This window comes from Acrocarpospora pleiomorpha (assembly GCF_009687885.1).
Taxonomy (GTDB): domain Bacteria; phylum Actinomycetota; class Actinomycetes; order Streptosporangiales; family Streptosporangiaceae; genus Acrocarpospora; species Acrocarpospora pleiomorpha.
Genome location: NZ_BLAF01000042.1, coordinates 1 through 18,815, shown reverse-complemented (window position 1 = coordinate 18,815; position 18,815 = coordinate 1). Strand labels below are relative to the sequence as shown.

The 18,815-nt window shown below is 69.5% G+C and carries 13 protein-coding genes; 10 read left to right on the top strand and 3 right to left on the bottom strand.

What is annotated here, in order from left to right; translation table 11 throughout:
• Nucleotides 1-227: 227 nt before the first annotated feature.
• Nucleotides 228-1,607 (bottom strand): hypothetical protein, encoded by a 1,380-nt coding sequence (locus Aple_RS52325; protein ID WP_170321749.1) that lies wholly within the window; start codon nt 1,605-1,607, stop codon nt 228-230.
• 95 nt (nt 1,608-1,702) lie between these two features.
• Entirely contained in the window at nt 1,703-3,454 is a 1,752-nt protein-coding gene (locus Aple_RS31505) for an acetyl-CoA carboxylase biotin carboxylase subunit (protein ID WP_155348361.1), read from the bottom strand.
• 284 nt (nt 3,455-3,738) lie between these two features.
• Between Aple_RS31505 and Aple_RS31500 the strand changes: the two genes are divergently transcribed.
• Nucleotides 3,739-4,011: a WXG100 family type VII secretion target gene (locus tag Aple_RS31500; protein WP_155341381.1), complete on the top strand. Its 273-nt coding sequence runs from the start codon at nt 3,739-3,741 to the stop codon at nt 4,009-4,011.
• On the opposite strand, the gene Aple_RS31495 is transcribed toward Aple_RS31500, so the two are convergent.
• The gene (locus Aple_RS31495) at nt 4,008-9,491 is read right to left on the bottom strand and encodes an FtsK/SpoIIIE domain-containing protein (protein WP_155348360.1); all 5,484 of its coding nucleotides are present in this window, start codon (nt 9,489-9,491) and stop codon (nt 4,008-4,010) included. The genes Aple_RS31500 and Aple_RS31495 overlap by 4 nt on opposite strands.
• Nucleotides 9,492-10,583: 1,092 nt before the next feature.
• Between Aple_RS31495 and Aple_RS31490 the strand changes: the two genes are divergently transcribed.
• From Aple_RS31490 to Aple_RS31450, 9 genes are all read left to right on the top strand, one after another.
• A complete protein-coding gene (locus Aple_RS31490) occupies nt 10,584-11,276 on the top strand; it encodes a hypothetical protein (RefSeq protein WP_155348359.1) in 693 nt (230 codons plus the stop codon).
• Between the two features lie 3 nt (nt 11,277-11,279).
• Nucleotides 11,280-12,068 (top strand): MinD/ParA family ATP-binding protein, encoded by a 789-nt coding sequence (locus tag Aple_RS31485; protein ID WP_155348358.1) that lies wholly within the window; start codon nt 11,280-11,282, stop codon nt 12,066-12,068.
• Nucleotides 12,065-13,363, top strand: coding sequence for a TadA family conjugal transfer-associated ATPase (locus tag Aple_RS31480; RefSeq protein WP_155348357.1), 1,299 nt, complete (start codon nt 12,065-12,067; stop codon nt 13,361-13,363). Before Aple_RS31485 ends, Aple_RS31480 begins: the two co-directional genes overlap by 4 nt.
• On the top strand, nt 13,360-14,265 hold the full coding sequence (locus Aple_RS31475; protein WP_155348356.1) for a type II secretion system F family protein: 906 nt from the start codon (nt 13,360-13,362) through the stop codon (nt 14,263-14,265). Before Aple_RS31480 ends, Aple_RS31475 begins: the two co-directional genes overlap by 4 nt.
• A complete protein-coding gene (locus Aple_RS31470) occupies nt 14,262-15,245 on the top strand; it encodes a type II secretion system protein (RefSeq protein WP_155348355.1) in 984 nt (327 codons plus the stop codon). Before Aple_RS31475 ends, Aple_RS31470 begins: the two co-directional genes overlap by 4 nt.
• Complete coding sequence (locus Aple_RS31465) at nt 15,246-15,482, top strand: hypothetical protein (RefSeq protein ID WP_155348354.1); 237 nt, start codon at nt 15,246-15,248, stop codon at nt 15,480-15,482. It begins immediately after the preceding gene.
• Nucleotides 15,483-15,946: 464 nt separating this feature from the next.
• A complete protein-coding gene (locus tag Aple_RS54830) occupies nt 15,947-16,333 on the top strand; it encodes a TadE family protein (RefSeq protein ID WP_246264914.1) in 387 nt (128 codons plus the stop codon).
• Nucleotides 16,324-16,728 carry a TadE/TadG family type IV pilus assembly protein gene (locus Aple_RS31455; protein WP_170321748.1) on the top strand — a complete coding sequence of 135 codons (405 nt, stop codon included), beginning with the start codon at nt 16,324-16,326 and terminating at the stop codon, nt 16,726-16,728. Before Aple_RS54830 ends, Aple_RS31455 begins: the two co-directional genes overlap by 10 nt.
• Before the next feature lie 347 nt (nt 16,729-17,075).
• Nucleotides 17,076-17,474 carry a pilus assembly protein TadG-related protein gene (locus Aple_RS31450; protein ID WP_155348352.1) on the top strand — a complete coding sequence of 133 codons (399 nt, stop codon included), beginning with the start codon at nt 17,076-17,078 and terminating at the stop codon, nt 17,472-17,474.
• Nucleotides 17,475-18,815: the final 1,341 nt, after the last annotated feature.

Below are 18,815 nucleotides of genomic sequence, written 5' to 3'. Positions count from 1 at the left end.
TCGGCGGCTGCATTCTGGATACCGACGACGTCTATGGCGCACCCGGCAGGCCGTCTTGACCGCCGCGTGACGGCTGCACTCCGGATATCGACGACGTCTATGGCGTGCCCGGCAGGTCGCCTTGACCACCGCGTGCTACGGCCACACTCCGGATATCGACAATCTCAAGAACTCGGCAACGTGCAGCCGCCTTGACCATCGCGCGGCGGCTGCACTCCTGCGGCGACCTACCAGTCGCCGCCTCCGAAATCTCCGCCGCCGAAGTCGCCGCCGCCCCAATCGCCGCCGCCTCCGAAGTCGCCGCCTCCGCCGCCCCAGTCCCCGCCGCCGTCAGCGGCCAGACCGTCGGCGTAACCCGCGCCGTACCCACCCATGCCAAAGCCGCCGAAGGCGCTGCCGAGCATGGTGCCGACCAGCATGCCGGTCAGCAGGCCGCCGCCGTCGAATCCGCCGTAGTAACCCGACGCATAGGGCTGGTAGGCCGGACCGGCGTTCCAATACGGCGCGCGCTGCCCGTTCGGCAGCACGACCTCGCGCATCTGCGGGTCGAAGCCCCGCTCGATGGCCTGGGCGTCCATCGCGCAGGCGGGCACGTCCCGCAGCGCGCCCCCGGGCGGAGCCCAGCGCACGTTGCGGACCGAAGGCCCGTGCTGCGGGTTGAAGAAGCAGGGGGCCAGCCGTTCCGGCACCGGCTCCTTGTTGACCTTCGCCTTCACCACGGCCAGCGCGTAGCGGCCGTCCTCCAGCGTGGCGGTGACCGTGCGCAACTCGTCGGCGCGCTTGGTCGCGGCCAGTTCGGTCTTGGCCTTCTCGTAGGAGTCGAGCGCGTGCTGCCAGTCGGTGTCGGTGCCGGCCGCGGGCAACATGCGAGCGTCCAGGTCCAGCGCGGTGATCTCCTCGCCGAACTTGGTCACGTCCTCCTCCACCGTCTTCTTGACGGCGGCCAGCTCGGCGGCTTCCTTGGCCTCACGCTGCCGCTTCATCCGGCGGGAGATGAGCCACAGGCCACCGCCGCCGATCACGGCGACGCCCAGCAGCCCGTACCAGATCGCGGCTGAGCCCGCGCCCGGGTTGGCCAGCGACTCCGCGCTCCGCGCCTTGCGCGACTCACCGCCGATGACCAGGTTGACCCGGTTCGTGAAGTCCTTCATGCCGGCGACGACATCGCTGTTGTGAGAGGTGGCCAGGTTGGCCAGCGTGGCGGGCGCACCGGCCGGAAGGGCCTTCGACGCGGCGAACAGGCTCATGCCGTCCAGCACGACCACCGTCGCGTTCGATCGCCCGGCCTTGTCCAGGGCGTCGAGCGCCTGGATCATGAACTGGCCCGCCTCGGCCTCGGCGACCGAGCCGTCGGGCAGCGCCACTCCGTAGATCTTGGCCTTGGATTCCTTCAGCGCCTCGCGGACTCCGGCCTGCTGCTCGGAGTTGAGCGGCGAGCCTGACAGGACGAAGAGCGGGTCTCCGGACTGCCAGCTGGCCAACGCGGTCGCCACGTCGGGCGGGGCGGCGGCGCGGGCCGCCGGGCTCAGCATGAACAACGCTGCCAGCCCGACGAACAGAGCCGCCGCGGCGGCCCCCACGCGGCGCAGCGGATGGGTTTTGGTCACGGCTTTCAGGCCTCCTTCGCCCTTCAGGACGAACGGCGATGCGCGATGGTTCCCTCGAACCCACCGTATCCGGCGAATGGAGAACCCACGCACGGTCACGCTTCCTTGATCTCACAGATGACCGACCCGGCGGTCACCGTCTGCCCGACCGCCGCGGCCAGGCCGGTGATCGTGCCGGACTTGTGCGCGGTCAGCGGCTGCTCCATCTTCATGGCCTCCAGCACCACGACGACGTCCCCGGCGGCCACCGCGTCCCCGTCCGCGCGCTCCACCTTCACGATGGTCCCCTGCATCGGGCTGACCAGCGCGTCCCCGCTCGCCGCCGCCTTCCTCGCCCCACCACCCGCCCGCCTGGGCGCCCGCTGCGCCTGCCTCGTCTCAGTACGGCCGGCGCCCCCGAACCCGGCCGGAAGCACCACTTCCAGCCGCTTCCCGCCCACCTCCACGGTGATCCGCTCCCGCCCCTCGGCCTCGGCCACCTCGACCGCCCCGGCGTACGGCGGGATCTGGTTCACGAACTCGGTTTCGATCCATCGGGTGTGCACGGAGAACGGTTCGCCGGTGAACGCCGGGTCGTCGACCACCGCGCGATGGAACGGCAGCACGGTGGGCATGCCGTCGATCTCGAACTCGGCCAGCGCCCGGCGGGCCCGCTCCAGCGCCTGCCGCCGGGTCGCCCCGGTCACGATCAGCTTGGCCACCAGGGAGTCGAACGACTGGGGGACGGTCATCCCGGCCTCGTAGCCGGAGTCGAGCCGCACTCCGGGGCCCGCCGGGGCGCGCATCGCGACCAGCGTGCCCGGCGCGGGTAGGAAACCGCGGCCCGCGTCCTCCGCGTTGACGCGGAACTCGATGGAGTGGCCGCACAGCACGGGGTCGTCGTAGCCGAGCGCCTCCCCGTCGGCGATCCGGAACATCTCGCGGACCAGATCCACGCCCGCCACCTCCTCGGTGACCGGGTGCTCCACCTGGAGGCGGGTGTTCACCTCGAGGAACGAGATCGTGCCGTCCTGGCCGACCAGGAACTCGCAGGTCCCGGCACCGACGTAGCCGGCCTCGCGGAGGATGGCCTTGGAGCTGTCGTAGAGCAGGGTGAGCTGGTCGTCGGTCAGGAACGGCGCCGGGGCCTCCTCGACCAGCTTCTGGTGGCGGCGCTGCAGCGAGCAGTCCCGGGTGCTGACCACGACGACGTTGCCGTGGCTGTCGGCCAGGCACTGGGTTTCGACGTGCCGGGGGCGGTCCAGGTAGCGTTCCACGAAACATTCGCCCCGGCCGAAGGCGGTAACCGCCTCGCGGACCGCTGATTCGTACAGGCTGGGGATCTCCGTCAGGGTTCTGGCCACCTTGAGGCCGCGCCCGCCGCCGCCGAAAGCGGCCTTGATCGCGATCGGCAGGCCGTGTTCCTCGGCGAAGGCGACGACTTCTTCCACGCCGGAGACGGGGTCGGGGGTGCCCGCCACCAGGGGCGCGCCGACCCGCTGGGCGATGTGCCTGGCCTGGACCTTGTCGCCGAGCGCGGTGATCGCCGCCGGGGGCGGACCGATCCAGGTCAGCCCCGCGTCCAGGACAGCCTGGGCGAAGGCGGCGTTCTCGGCCAGGAAGCCGTAGCCGGGGTGCACCGCGTCCGCGCCGGTCTCCCGCGCGATCGCCAGCAGCTTGCCGATGTCCAGGTAGGTCTCCGCCGGGCTCTGACCGTTCAACGCGCGGGCCTCGTCGGCGACTTTCACGTGTAGCGCGTCCAGATCCTGGTCGGCGTAGACGGCGACGCTGCCCAGGCCCGCGTCCGCGCACGCGCGGGCGATCCGAACGGCGATCTCACCGCGATTGGCGATCAGGACCTTCTCCACAGGAGTTCCTCCCCTGACTACAACGTGAGCACGTAGATCGTGAGGGCCGGCACGATGGGGACTTTCTCCACCGGAGCTCCTCCCTGACTACAACCCTGACATGGGGAGTGTAGGCAGGGGCTTAGTGTTTTTCCGATGCGCCCCCTTGCTCTTTAAGTTGTTCCCGTCTCATACGGCTGGGTGACGGTTCCTGACAGCTCTCATAACCGCTGGGCATAACCAGGGCAATTCCCGTCTGCGAGATCTACGGTGGGGGCGCCCCAACGTCGGCGAAGGGAAACGAGATGAGTCACAGCTTGCTCGGCGGCGATCCCGCGGAAATGCAGAGCATGGCCGCGCAGTTCACCCAGCAGGCAGACCAGGTCCGGGCGACCATGGCGGCCCTGGACCGCGAAGCGGCCAAGGTCGGCACCGTCTGGACCGGCGCAGGAGCGCAGCGCTTCCGGGATTCCTGGCAGAGCTACCGCGCCGCCTTCCAGCGCATGTCCGAAGAGCTCAACGAGGCGTCCCGGGTGATCAACACCTACCGAGGAAACATCGAGTCGGCCACGCGCTAGCTCGGGTTCGGGACGGCGGCCTGGATGGGGGTGGCACTCCCCGACACAACCAGCAGGCCGCGCCCCGGCGGTCCCCCGGTCGCACCCCGGGGCAGCCGGACGTTGAACAGGTCGCCGTCGGCCGGGCTCTGCACCGATAACAGCACGCCGGTCCGCGACTTCCGGGCCTCCGCCACGAAGCCGCGGTATGCCGTGGCCAGATCCCCCGTCGTCCCCGCGATCAGCAGCCCATGCTCGCCGTCCCGCGCGGTCCGGAGAATCTCGTCCAGCGCGGAGCCCAACGCCGAATCCGGCGAAATCAACTCAGCGTCGTCAACGATCACGACGTATCTCCCCTGCTCCCTGCCCTGCCCCACGCCTTGTCCGTAGCCCGGTCCGATGCCCTGGGTCGCGGCTTGCGCGTGGTCCGATCCTTTGCCGTGCGCCGCACCTTGCTCGTGGTGTTCCTTGCCGTGCCCCGCGCCTTGCTCGTGGTGTTCGTTGCCTTGGGCTACGGCCGGTTCGACGTCTTGATACATGTCCTCGGCCGCGCTCTGCTCGACGCCCTGATATCTGCCCTGGGCCGTGCTCTGTTCGACGCCCTGGTGCCTGGCTTGGGTCGCGCCTTGCTCGACGTCCTGATGTTTGGTTTGGACTGTGCCTAGTTCGATGTCTTGGCGCTTGGCTTGGGTCGCGTGCTGTTCAAAGCCTTGGTGCTTGTCCTGGGTCGGGTCTTGTTCGATGTCCTGGTGTTTGTCCTGCTCGTTGCCATTTTCGTTCTTGTTGGCTTTGTTCTGCTTGGTGTGTTTGGCGAGGAGTTCGAGGGGGTCGATCGCGCCCGGGATGCCGCCGAAGCTGCCGTCGCCGGTGGCGTCCTCGCGGAGGCTGCGGGCGTTGCCGTCCAGGACGGCCAGGACGCCGCGGAGTTCTCGGAGTGGGCTTCGGCGGGGGGCGATGATCAGGACGGGGATGTCTCGGTCGAGGAAGGATTGGGCCGCTGTCAGGAGTGTGGAGGAGCGGCCTGAGCGGGCAGGCCCGGCGACTACCGCGGCCGGGCCGTGGGCCAGCAGGTCGAGACCCGAGGGGGTGAGCGCGTCGCCGCCTGCGCCGATCAACGTCCACAGCGGGGACGGTGGGGTGAAGTCCGGGGTCAGGTCCATGACCTGGGCCGCGGTGATTCGGGTGGGGAGGGCGTCGACCCGCAGGGGGTGCTGGTGCTGGGGTTTGCTGGCCGCACGTGCCAGGGCTTGGAGGGCCGCGACCTGGGCCGGGCCCGAGGAGTCTTCGGCCAGGAGCGCGATCTGGCTTTCGACGATGCCCTGCTCGGACATGGCGAGCGCACGGCCGTTCGGCATGTTCGCGGGGAGGTTCTTCGGTGGGAGCCCGGCCAGGCCGTAGTCGGCGGGGTCGGCCAGGCGGAGCACCAGACGGTCCTCGAAGACGGTGGAGATCTGGCCGAGCAGTCCGGAGCGGTCGGAGGTGACCACGGCGCGCAGTCCCACGGCCGGGCCCTCGCGGAGCAGTTGGAGCATGGCGTCGATCATGCGGCCGTAGTCGTAGTTCTCGAAGGCGGCGACGTAGCCTTCCCAGCGGTCGAGCATCAGGACCAGCCAGGGTTCGCGGAGGCCGCCCGCGCGGGCCTCCGCCAGCGAGGCGTAACCGGCGTCGGCCAGCACGTGCTGGCGGCGGCCCACCTCGGCACGGAGGCGGGTGAGCAGGCGTTCCACCCGGTCCAGCTGGTCGCGGGTGACGACGGCACCGCAGTGCGGGAGGGAGACCAGGGGCAGCAGCGCGCCGGAGCCGCAGTCGATCACGTGCAAGTGCATGTCGTCGGCGGAGGTATGAGCGGCGATCGAGCCCGCGATCGTGCGCAGGGCGGTGGAACGCCCGCTTCTGGCAGTGCCGGCGATGAGGAGATGGCCGGTGCCGAGGGTCAGCGGGCGGATGCGCTGGGCCCACGGGAGGTCGGAGATGCCGAACGGGATCTCGTCTCCCCGCCCGGAAGGGCTTCCGGTCGAGCCTCCGGTGCGGAATCCGGTGGAGAGTCCGATGGGGCCTCCGGTGGGGCTTCCGGTGGAGCTTCTGGTGGAGAGTCCGATGGGGTCTCCGGTGGGGTTTTCGGTGGAGAGTCCGGTGGAGCTTCTGATGGAGAGCCCGGAAGAGCTTCCGGTGGGGTTTTCGGTGGAGAGTCCGGAGGGGCTTCTGGTGGAGAGCCCGATGGGGTTTTCGGTGGAGAGCCCGGAGGGGCTTCTGGTGGAGAGCCCGATGGGGTTTTCGGTGGAGCTTCCGATCGGGCTTCCGGTGGGGAGTAGGACCTGGTCGGGGAGGGGAGGGAGCCAGGGGCTGGGTTGTTCTGGGATCGAGCGGGTGACCGTGCGGACCTGGTCGACGAGTCTCGCCAGGTCGGTCGTGCCGGAAATTTCGATATTCCGGCTGGTCAGCGGGTGGCCGAGGGCCGCCCATGGGAGGTCGCTGATCCGCACCTCGCCGCTCGGGTTCGCGCCGCCGGGGGCTCGGCCGCCGATTCGCGCGGCCTGCACGGCGGTCGCCGGGCCCGAGCCGGAGCGGACGTAGCAGCGGCCCGGCAGGGTCTTCGGGATGTGCGCGGCCTCAGGGCCGTCGATCACGTCGGCGGACTCGTGGGTGTCGGTGACGCGCAGGGCGATGCGCAGGGAGGTGTTGGCCTGGATGTCGGCGGTGACGACGCCGCCGGGGCGCTGGGTGGCGAGAATCAGGTGGATGCCGAGCGATCGGCCGCGTCTGGCGATGTCCACCAGGCCGTCCACGAAGTCGGGGAGCTCGGCCACCAGGGCCGCGAACTCGTCGATGATCAGCACCAGCCGGGGGAGTGGGGGCAGCTGGTCCTTCGCGGTCGTCCAGACCGCGCCCGCGCTCGGCCGGTCGAACAGGCCGGTGACCTTGGTCTGGGTCACGCCGGAGGCGCCGAGCACCCAGGTCGTGCCGCGCTCGGCGGCATCCCTGGCCTCCAGGTAGTCGTCGATGTCCTTCGCGCCCGCGTCCAGGAGCAGGCGTTCGCGGCGGCGGATCTCGGCGGCCAGGGAGGTCAGGGCGCGCTGGGTGAGGTGGCCGTCCAGGTCGCTGACCATGCCGACGGTGTGCGGGAGCCGTACACACTCTTTGAAGGCGGCGCCGCCTTTGTAGTCGATCAGGACGAATGTCATCTCGTCGGGGCGGTTGGCCACGGCCAGGGAGCTGATCAGCGTCTGCAGGAGTTCGGACTTGCCCGCGCCGGTGGTTCCGGCGATCAGGGCGTGCGGGCCGTCCTGGCGCAGATCCACCGCGTACGGACCTTCGGGGCCGATGCCGATGATGGCGCGGGTGTCCCGGCCGGGGGGTTTGGTGAGGTCGATCAGGTCGAGCAGGCGGGCGGCCGAGGGGAGCGCGGTGGCGGCGTCGTCGCGGCTCACGTCGCGGAGCGGGGCCAGGGCCCGGGCCATCCGGTCCGCCCAGCGGGCGGAGACCTGGTCGGCGCGGATCCGGCCGAGGGCGTCCAGGCCGCCGCCGCGGAGCCGCAGGGTGCCGCCCTGGGCGCAGGAGACCACGGTCGCGCACTCCTCGGGGAGCAGCGCCTGGTCGTCGTCGATGGCGATCGTGTAGACCCCGGCGGGCGGGCCTTGCCTGAGCACCTGCGGCATGCCCGGGAGGCCGCGCAGCACCTGCGCGCCGTCCAGCACGACGAGGACGTCGTAGGGGCGCTCGTCGTAGGTGCCGAAGGTGGGTTCCGCAGGTCGCGGGGTTCCCCGGCCGAGTTCGTTCCAGCCCGCGGGGCCGCCGGTGAGGCGGCCGGGGCGCAGGAGCGGCGCGTTCTCCTCGTCCAGGCGTTCGGTGATTAGCGCCGCCAGTTCGGCGACCCGGCGGGCCGCGGCGTCCGGGTCGGCGCCGATGAGGGCGACGCTGTCGGTGACGTGGGTGACGCAGTGCGGGAGCCAGCGGACCCAGCCCCACTGGTCGGCGCCGTCGGGGTGGGCGGAGATGACGACGATGGCCAGGTCGCGGGGGCTGTGCAGGGCCGCTGCCTGGCCGACCAGCCAGCGGGCCGTGCCGAGCGCGACCCGCCTGGGTCCGGTGAGTCCGGCCACCCCTAGGCGGCGCATCGCCAGCGCCACCGGGACATTCCGCGCGATTGGCGGATCCTGCTGGGGCGGTTCGAATTCGATCTCGGCGGGCAGGTCCGCGAGGCCGACGCGGAGGCGGAGCGCGTCCTGATCGTGGGTTCTGCGCTCCCAGAGCCGCCGCCGTGGGCCGGTCGCGGTCAGCAGCAGTTCGGCGGGGTCGGGGGCGGCGGCCCGCCGTGCCTTCTCGTCCTCGGTGCGGGCGGCGTCGACGCGTCGGGTGAAATCCTCGCTCTCCTGGCGGAACTCCTTGAGCGCCTGGCGGTGCTGCTTGCGCCCGTGCCTGCGGTCGCTGACCCACTGGCCGATCATGATCATGGGGGTCATGAACGCGATCAACAGGAAGTACCAGGAGTTGAAGACGATCATCATGACCACGCCGAGCACCGCCGGCAGGAACGCCGCCAGCAGCTGCAGCCGCATGCCCTCAGCGCGTTTCGGCTCCTGCGGCACCGCGAACGACACCACTCGCTCCGGCAACCGCAATCGTGGCGGCCGGTTGTAGGCGAGCCCGCCATCGGGCAACGCGTCCAGGTGGGCGTCTGGCGGCTCGATCGCGCCAACAGAGAAAACCGAATTGCCGCACGCCAGCATCACCCCCTCGCTCCACGCGACAGGCTCGTCAACCGGCTCCCCGTCCAGCGTCGGAGCATGACCCCCAACGATCGGAGCTTTGGTCGAAGATCCGGGTATGGGCGTGGCGCCCGAACGGTCCGCTGGGGACTTGGGGGTGGACTCCGACGTGTCTTTGGGGCGTTTGGGCGAAGAACGTGGTGAGGACGTCGCCGGAGAATCCATCGGAGATCTGGACGAAGATCGTGTTGTGGGCTTTGCGGGGTCTGGCGGGGTTCTGAACGATGATCCGGCCTCGATGGTGATCCCCGAGGGAACCAGGCGGATGATCACCGCCTCGGCTCCCAGGCCCGGATCCGGCACGGTCACCGCGCACGCCGGATCCGATCCGATCACATGGGTGCCCAGGCCCAGCCGGTGCACCGCCCCCGCCCCGGGGCCCCCGACGACACGCAACTCCACCATCCCCGCGGGCTCCTCGATGACCGTCGCCATCGCCGCCCGCCGGTCCAGCGCGATCCGATCGCCCTCCCGCAGCAGCCCGAAGACCCGCGCCGCCGGATCAAGCCGCTGCCCGTCCAGCCACACCTCCGTGTGAGTCGGCTCCTGGGCTTCGCGATCCATCCCGTACGGCGCCCGCGCGCGCGGTAGACGTACCACGTTCGACGGCCGGGAATTCGGGTTTTCCAGCGCCCTGGCCAGCGCGGCGACGGTCGTGCTCTCGTCCCCTTCGACGATGACATCCCGGTTGGCGGCGGTCCCGGGGCTTCCGACCACAGTGATCGCTATCCGCATCTGCGGCTCCAATGGTGGGGGGCGGGGTCAAGGTACAGAAGCAGCCCGAAGGCCACTCGGGTTATGCGGATCCGGTAACACGCGAGCCATTGAACACCCCTGTGGACACCTCACCGCGCCACCCTGTGGATGACCACTCGAACCGGTGGATATCGCTGTGGATAACTTCCGACCCTGTGGACAAACTTGGACCAATCCACGTCCGACCAGCGCATGAAGTGCCCGTAATCGTTCCGATAAACACGAATCACCTTCACGTTCACTGAACGCCCCTGTGGATAACTCTGGGCGGATCCTCGACACGCTCGGTCTCCAACCCGGGTCCCCGACCCGCTTGATCCCCATCCCGGACGAACCCGCTGTCCCATCACATCCGGTTCGCGTGACAATGCGCCCACTCCTCGTGAAGGAGCTCATCGAACTTGCCTGCGATTGCGGTGAACGCGGGGAGCGATATGCCCGTAGCCACAAGTGAAGGCACAAGAAACGGTCCAACTTGGGAGCGTGGCATGCGGCTGACTGCGAGCGTTCCAACGGGCGGGGGTGGGAGAGCTGTGGTGACCCATGCATGTGACTCCGGGCGGGGCTGTCAGGCGGATGGCCGAGGGCGAGCGTCTCGGAGGGCCGGCGGGTGGGAGAACTCCTGCCACTCGCACCCACCGCCATTCCCTGGGACGAACGAGAGAGCCCCGCCAACCAATCATCATCCGACGATCTCCACAATGAAGCCCCGTCAACAAGTTCTGTCAAGACACCAGTCAAGCCGATTTGCATTGACATTTCACAGCATCTTGACTTTTTGTGGTTGTGTGGTGTTAAGGCAGTATCTCAGGAAGATCCGGTAGTCATGTTACCTCTGTTACCAGTGTGACAACCCAATCCATTGACCTGCGGTAATACTTTTCTCGTTGACGCGATGACCTATAACCGATAAGCATGGGTCCCCCGTTTACCGGAACCATGACCATCGGGGATGTCCATAATGGCGTGAAATTCCGCGCGAATCCGAAAATGTTTTGATCAACCCTCCTCGTGATCATGTGGCCTTGTGCCGTGTGCTGCGTGGACTTGGACTCTGGGAGCCCCCCACCCATGAGGATCAGCGAGAAGCCCGCCCGCGAAAGCCGTACCGGCCCGGTGGAACGGCCCGGCCTGTCCGGGCCGGCCGCGCGGAAGCTGCCGGTGCCGCCGCGCGAGCGTAAACCCGCCCTCGCGGCGCTGGCCGTGCTCCTCATTCTGGGCGGCGCGCTGGCGACCACGCTGCTGGTGCTGCGCAGCGGCGACCGCGTCTCGGCCGTCCGGATCATCGAGCAGGTCGGCGCGGGCGAGAAGATCCCGGCATCCGCCCTCCAGGAGGTGCAGATCGCCGAAACCGGCATCGACTACGTCGCCTGGCGCTTCCGCGACAAGGTGCTCACCACCTACGCGTCGGTCACCCTGCTCCCGGGCACCCTGCTCACCGAGAACATGACCAGCACCGCCAGCGAGCAGCTCGGCCCAGGAAAGGCCCAGGTCGGCCTGGCCCTCAAATCCGGGCAGGCCCCGATCGGCCTCACCAAGGGCGACATCGTCCAAGTGATCTACGTCCCGGCCGCGGGGCGCGGCACCGCCGCCACCCAGCAGCGCGTGCTCGCCCAGAACGCCCTCGTGCACAGCGTCGGCGCCCCGGGCCGTACGGCGACCGGCCTGGTGACCGTGATCGTGGACGAGGCGGTCTCACCCACCGTCGCCCAGTACGCCTCCAGCGGCGAGATCGCCCTGGCCGTCCTGCCCGGGGCACGGTAGCGAATGGCACTGATCGTCCTGGCCGCCGACAAGGGGGCACCGGGAGTGACCACGGCCGCGACCGCGCTGGGGGCGGTGTGGCCGCGTCCGGTGCTGCTCGCCGAATGCGACCCCTCCGGCGGCGATCTGGCCTACCGGCTGCCGGCCGCCGACGGCGGCGTGCTCAACCCGGGCCGCGGCCTGCTCAGCCTGGGCGCGGTGGCCCGGCGCGGCCTGCACGCCGAGCAGGTCTACGAGCACACCCAGAAACTGGTCGGCGGCCTCGACGTGCTGGCCGGGCTCACCAATGCCGAGCAGGCCGCGGGGCTGACCTGGCTGTGGAGCCCGCTCGGGCGGTCCCTGGCCGCGCTGCCCCACACCGACGTGCTGGCGGACTGCGGGCGGCTGGGCGCGCACCCGGCCGTCAACGACCTGCTCGCCGAAGCCGACCAGGTCGTGCTGTTCACCCGGGCCAGCCTCGATCACGTGGCCCACCTGCGCGAACGGCTCACACTGCTCAAACAGCAGGTGGGCGTGGTCGTGATCGCCGACCCCCGGGCGTACCGGTCCGAGCTGGACGAGGTGCGCCGGATCGTCTCGGGATGGGATGTCGCGTTCGTCGGCGGTCTCGCGTACGACCCGAAGGGAGCCGAGCTGCTGCGCGGCCAGTGGGGCGGGCGGCTGGACCGCAGCATGCTGATCAGGACCGCGCGCGAGCTGGCCGGGCGGCTGGCCGGCCGGGTCGGCGCGCCGGAGCCGCGCCAGGTCAACGGGCGGCCGATCGTGCCGGGGCCCCGCGAGGAGAGCCCATGACCATCGACCACACCCTGGTGAAACGGTTCCGGCAGGAGGTCGGCGACCGGCTGGCCCAGCAGCGGCGGCTGGATCAGGCCAGCGGCCTGCGGCCGATGAGCGGCGAGGACGAGCGGCAGTTCGCCCGGGCGCTGATCGCGCAGGTGCTGGAGGAGTTCGCCCGCAGCGAGATCGGCGTGGGCCGTACGCCGCCGAGCGCGGAAGAGGAGGAGGCGCTCGCCGCCGGGATCCACGCGGCCCTGTTCGGCGTCGGCCGCCTGCAGCCGCTGCTGGACGACCCCGAGGTCGAGAACATCGACATCAACGGCTGTGACCGGGTCTTCGTCGGCTACGCGGACGGCCAGGAGCTCACCCACGAGCCGGTGGCCGAATCCGACGAGGAGCTGATCGAGCTCATCCAGATCCTCGCCGCCTATTCCGGCCTGTCCTCGCGCCCGTTCGACACCGCCAACCCGCAGCTGGACCTGCGCCTCCCGGACGGCTCCCGCCTGTCGGCCGTGATGGACGTCACGGTCCGGCCCGCGATCTCGATCCGCCGGGCCCGGCTGGGCAAGGTCTTCCTCAGCGATCTGGTCGGCAATGGAACGCTCTCCCCGGAACTGGGGCGATTCCTCTCCGCGGCCGTGCAGGCCAGGAAGAACATCATGATCGCCGGTTCCACCAACGCCGGGAAGACCACCCTGCTGCGCGCGGTCGCCAACGAGATCCCCCCGGTGGAACGCCTGATCACCGTGGAACGTGCCCTGGAACTCGGCCTCGACCAGTTCCCCGAACTGCACCCCAACGTGGTCGCGTTCGAGCAGCGCCTGCCCAACTCCGAAGGTCAGGGCGAGATCAGCATGGCCGAACTGGTCCGCCGCTCGCTCCGGATGAACCCGTCCCGGGTGATCGTCGGCGAGGTGCTGGGCGACGAGATCGTCACCATGCTCAACGCGATGACCCAGGGCAACGACGGCTCGCTGTCCACGATCCACGCCAACTCCTCGATCGAGGTCTTCAACCGCATCGCCACCTACGCCCTGCAGGCCGAGGAGCGCCTCCCCATCGAGGCCAGCCACATGCTCATCGCGGGCGCCATCGACTTCGTGGTCTTCATCGAGAAGCGCAATGACTACCACCGCGGCGGCCGGTTGCGCCGGTTCGTCTCCTCGGTCCGCGAGGTGGCCGGCTGCGACGGCCGGGTGCTCTCCTCGGAGGTCTTCATCGCCACCGAGAACGGATCCGTGGTGCCGCACGCCCCCATCGCCTGCATCGAGGAACTGGCCGCGCACGGCTACGAAGGAGCCTGGTCATGATCCCACCCGGCCTCCTGGACCCGCTCGTGCTGATCGTCGGCGCCGCCATCGGCGCCGGCCTCTACCTCCTCGGCCTCGCCCTGTACGGCGTGCGCCCACGCCCAGCCGGCCCCGACGGCGCGGCCCGCCGGATGGAACTGGTGCGCACGCTCTCCACCAGAACCGCGGTCGCCGCCATCACCGCCGCCGTCGTCCTGGTCCTGACCGGCTGGCCCGTCGTCGCCGTCGGCTCGGCCCTGCTGGTGATCGCCTGGCGCGGTCTCACCGGCGGCGCGGCCGAGGAACGCGCCTCGATGCGCCGCCTGGAGGGCCTGGCCGCCTGGACCGAATCCCTGCGCGACACCATCGCCGGGGCCGCCGGGCTTGAACAGGCGATCCCCGTCTCGATCCGGGCCGCCGCCCCCAGCCTGCGCCCGCACCTGCGCTCCCTGGTCGACCGCATGCACACCCGGATGGCGCTCTCCGACGCCCTGCGCATGTTCGCCGACGAGCTCGACGACCCCTCCGCCGACCTGGTGGTGGCCGCCCTGATCCTCAACTCCAAACTCCGCGGCCCCGGCCTGCGTGACGTGCTCTCCGCCCTGGCCCTGTCGGCCCGCGAAGAGCTCGACATGCGCCGCCGCGTCGAGGCGGAACGCCGGGCCACCCGCCGCAGCGTGCAGATCGTGGTGGGCACCGCCCTCGCCTTCGCCGCCTTCCTCGTGATCTTCAATCGTTCGTACGTCCAGGAGTACAACTCGCTCCTGGGTCAGGCCGTCCTGGTCGTGGTGGCCGGGCTGTTCGGGGCGGGGTTCGCCTGGATGCGGCGGCTGGCCAGATTCGACCAGCCTGCCCGGATCCTCGCGCCCTACCGCCGTGCCGAGGCGCCCGCCCGCCAGGAGGAAGCCGAGGTGATCGTGTGACGGAGACCGTACTCGCCGGGGCCGTGCTCGGGCTGGGGATCTTTCTGCTGTTCCGGGCCCTGTTCCCGCCTCGGCCCGGGCTGGTGACGCGGCTGGCCGCGCTCGATCAGGCCAGGGCGGGCGAGGATGTGGTGCGCACGCCGCTGGTCGCGCCCGACGAGCAGGTCAGCGCGTTCCGGCGGGCGCTGGGGCTCCGGCTGGCGCGCTTCTACCTGGCGCGCGGCTGGGAAGCCCGTTCGGTACGGGCCGACCTCACCCTGCTGGGGAAGTCGTTCGAGGGCTTCCTGGCCACCAAGGTGCTGCTCGCGGTGTCCGGGTTGTTCGCGTTTCCGCTGCTGGTCGGGTGGCTGGCGGTGATGGGGTGGGGGCTTTCGCTGCATGTGCCGTTCTGGTCGGCGTTGCTGGTTTCGGTGGTGTTCTTCCTGCTGCCGGACGCTCAGATCCGGCGGGACGCGGCTGTACGGCGGCGCGATTTCCGGCACGCGGTCGGCGCGTTCCTCGACCTGGTGGCGATGAACCTGGCCGGGGGGCGGGGGGTGCCCGAGGCCCTGCTGATGGCCGTCTCCGTCGGCAGCCCCGGTTCGGGCGGATCTGGGTCTGCTGGCTCTGCGGGATCGAATGGGTCGATGGCCGATGCGGCCGGGTCGAACTGGGCGATGGAGCGCATCCGGGAAGCGCTGTCGAACGCCCGGATTGTCGGCATCACGCCCTGGCAGGCGCTTGGCCAGCTCGGGGACGAGATCAACGTGGACGAATTGCGTGATCTGTCGGCCGCGCTCGGTCTGGTGGCCGACGACGGCGCCAAGGTCCGGACCTCGCTGACCGCCCGATCCGCCACCCTCCGGCGGCGCGAACTGGCCGAAATCGAGGGCAAGGCCGGCGAGCGCTCCCAATCGATGCTCGTGGCCCAGCTCCTGCTGTGCGCAGGCTTCGTGATCTTTCTCAGTTTTCCGGCAGCCATGAAGATGTTGGGGTCATAGATGATCGAGTACCTGATAGCCCTGCTGAACGTACGAATCCAGCACGCCCGCAACGCCCCCACCCGAGGCGCCTCCGCCGTCGAATGGGTCATCATCACCGCGATCATCGCCGGTGTCGCCCTCGGCCTGGCCACCCTCATCAGGGGCTTGGTCGAAGGCAAATCCGCCGAAATCACCAGCAACTTCGGCGGCGGCGGTGGTGGCGGTGGCGGCGACGGGAGCGGTGTCGGTCAATGACCCAACGAACCCCAACCCCCTCAAGAACCCCGGGAACCCTCAGAACCTCAGGGATCTCATGGACCTTGAGCAGCCCTTGGCGCACCGCGAGGGCGCTCATGACTCTGGCCCGCGAGCCCCGTCGGGCTCGCGGCGCTATGGCCTGCGGGTGCCGTCGTGGGGATAGCGGGGCCTCGGGTGGCGAGCGCCTTCGTCAGGGTGGCCGGGTTACGGTCTGCGAGCGCTGCCATCGGGATGGAGGCGCTGCAGCCTCCGGGTGGCGTCGCGGGGATCGTGGGGTCACGGCTGACGAGCGCCTTCGTCGGGATGGCGGGGTTGCGGTCTGCGAGTGCTGCCACCGGGATGGCGGCGACACGGCCTCCGGGCGCCGCCATCGGGATTGGGGTGCCACGGCTGAAGAGCGCCGTCATCCAGATCGTGGGGCCACGGCTTGTGGGTGCCATCGTCGGGATCGTGGGGCCACGGTGATCGAGTTGGCCATTCTGATGCCGGTCATTCTTGTGGTGGTTCTGCTTGTGGTGCAGATGGCGTTGTGGTTTCACGGTCGGCAGGTTGCGGACGCGGCTGCTCGTGAGGGTGCCCGAGTGGCGAGATTGGCCGGCGATTCCGATGCCTGGCCGTCGGAAGCCGAGGCCAAAGCGACGCAGATCATTCAGGCGATCGGGCCGGAACTGTTGCAGTCGGCGACGGCGACGGCTTTTGAGGAAGGAGACCAGCGCGGTGTGGAGGTGAGGGGCACCGCCGTTCAGGTTGTGCCGCTGCTCCCCGAGCTGGCCTTCACCATCACCGCCCGATCCGGCGGCCCGATCGAATGTTTCCGTCCCGACGACGGGAGCGAAACATGCCAGTGACCTCTCCCAACCGCCGCGACCGCGGGTCGATGACCGCGGAAACCGTGATGCTGGCACCGGTTTTCCTGCTGTTCCTCATGTTCCTCGTAGGGGCGGGCAGGGTCGTCGAGGCTCAGGGCGAGGTCAACGGAGCGGCCAGGGACGCGGCCAGGGCGGCGTCGGTCCAGCGCACCGAGGACGAGGCCACGGGAGCGGCCGAGCAGACAGCTCAGTCGGTGCTGGGGGACGAATGCCCACCACAGGTCAGCATGACCGGAACCGAATGGGTCGAAGGCGGCGTCGTCTCCGTGACCGTCACCTGCGAACTCGACCTGGACTTCCTCGGATTCGGTACGACCAAGCAAATGACCGGCAACTCAGTGGTCCCCCTGGAACAGTTCCGGAGGGTCGAATGAGAAGCCCAAACCTTAGAGACCCACGCTTCAGAGCACCTAACACATTGAGCGGGTCGCTGGGTTGCTCGCCGTTATCCGGCGCCGTTAACGCTGGCGGCGGTCCTCGCCGCACCGGCGCCAAGAGCAGCAGCGGCGTTCTGTTTGGTGTTAGGAGCCTGTGGCTTTGGGCGCCTAGCAGGATGAGCAGGTCGCTGGGTTACTCGGCGTTACCCGACGCCGTTAACGCTGGCGGTGGTTCTCGCCGCATCGGCGCTAGGAGTGGTAGCGGCATTCCGTTAGGTGTTCGGAGGCACCCACACCTTTGGGTCGCACGCCTTAGAGGTGCACATCGTGCCGATAGCGGGTCGATGTCCGTTTTCGTGGTGCTGTTCTCGGTGGCGGTATTCCTGCTTGCGGGGCTGCTTGTCGATGGTGGGGCTGCTATCAATTCGCGGCTCAAGGCGGCGGACATCGCTGAGCAGGGTGCGCGCGGGGCCGCTGACCAGATCGATGTTGAGACGCTTCGGGCCACTGGTCAGGTACGTCTGCTCGCCGACACTGAAGTCTGCGGCCGAGCGGAGGAGATCATCACCGCGCATGCCCTGGACGGCGTGCAGTTGACCGAATGTACGGTCGGCGGCGGCCAGACCGAGGTGACCGTGGGCGTCAGCGTGCACTGGGACGCTTTCTTCCTGGCCGTCATCGGCTTCGGCGGCGCTGACATGGTCGCCACCGCGACCGCGATCCCCGACGAGGGGGACGCATGATCCCTATGCCGATCCGGTCGACTCGCTGGCCTACTCCACGGCCGGTCACCACCCTGAAAAGGCCAACCACCACCCACACACCCGGGGAGGTCTGACGCATGCCCAGCAACCCCACCCCTCACCCTCAGTCAGACCCGGACACACCCTGGCAACCAGCCCAAATCCCACCACCAGCCCAGATCCCACCCCGATCCCAAACCTCACCCCAATCCCAGTCCACACCCTCAATCCCACCCCAACGAGGCAACCCCGGCGAGCCAGGGGACGTCCCCGTCGCGGGTGCCTTCGTGCCTCGGCCGACCACACCCGAACCCTCTCGTCCCGCCCCAACCCCCAAGACCGACTGGGTCCGAGCCTGGTATGCCGACCGAAAGACCGAAACCCCCCAAGACGACCACACACCACGCCCACCCCTAGACCCGTCCAGCGACCCCAGACCCTGGAACTCCATCAAGATTCCACCGCAGGACTCAGGTCGCACGGATCGGCCAAGTGATCGTTACGGACCGGGCTCGCAGAAAGATCGCGAAGCCACCGGGTTCGCTGACAGGCAAGAGGGCTACACGCGGCCTTGGCCAGGCGTGGGAGCGAATGGAGGACGCCAGGGAAACGGTTCACCGCGCGATCAGCGGATCCCCGGTTCCGAGGTGAACTGGCCGGACCCGGATTCGACGGTGGACCAAAAAGGCCGAAACTTCCCGACAGACCGACGGATTCCGGGTTTGTCGGGAGCCCCGCTGACCGAAGGCCCACCCCGAGGCCGACAAGGCGGCGAGTTCCCTGGGGGTTCGTCAAACGATGAATCTGTTCAGGGTGATCTAGCCGTGGGTTCGCCTCCGGCATGGAACGGCGGAAACTCGGCTTCGGAACCCAAAGAGCGCGGAACGGACCGAGACTTGGGGACTCCCGAGGCGCCGAGGGGCAGAGCAACTCGGGCGGGGTGGGATTTGGGCACCCCCATGTCGAGTAGCGAGGAGTCAGCTTCGACGCGGAGAGAGCACGGGGCAGCTCAGGCGGGGCGGGATTCGAGGGCTCCCGAGGTGTCGAGGCGCGGGGACTCGGCTTCGGAGTACAGAGAGCGTGGGGCGGCTCGGGCGGAGTGGGATTTGGGGACGCCCGGTTTGCCGGGTGGCGGGGAGTCGGCTTCGGTGCGGAGGGGGCGCGGGGCAGCTCAGGCGGGGCGGGACTCGGGGGCTCCCGAAGGCCCGAGGCGGGGGGACTCGGCCGCTCGGGCGGAGTGGGATCTGGACGCTCCCGGTTTGCCAGGTGGCGGAGAGTCGATTTCGGCGCGGAGGGAGCGTGGGGCAGCTCAGGCGGGGTGGGATTCGGGGGCTCCTGGGG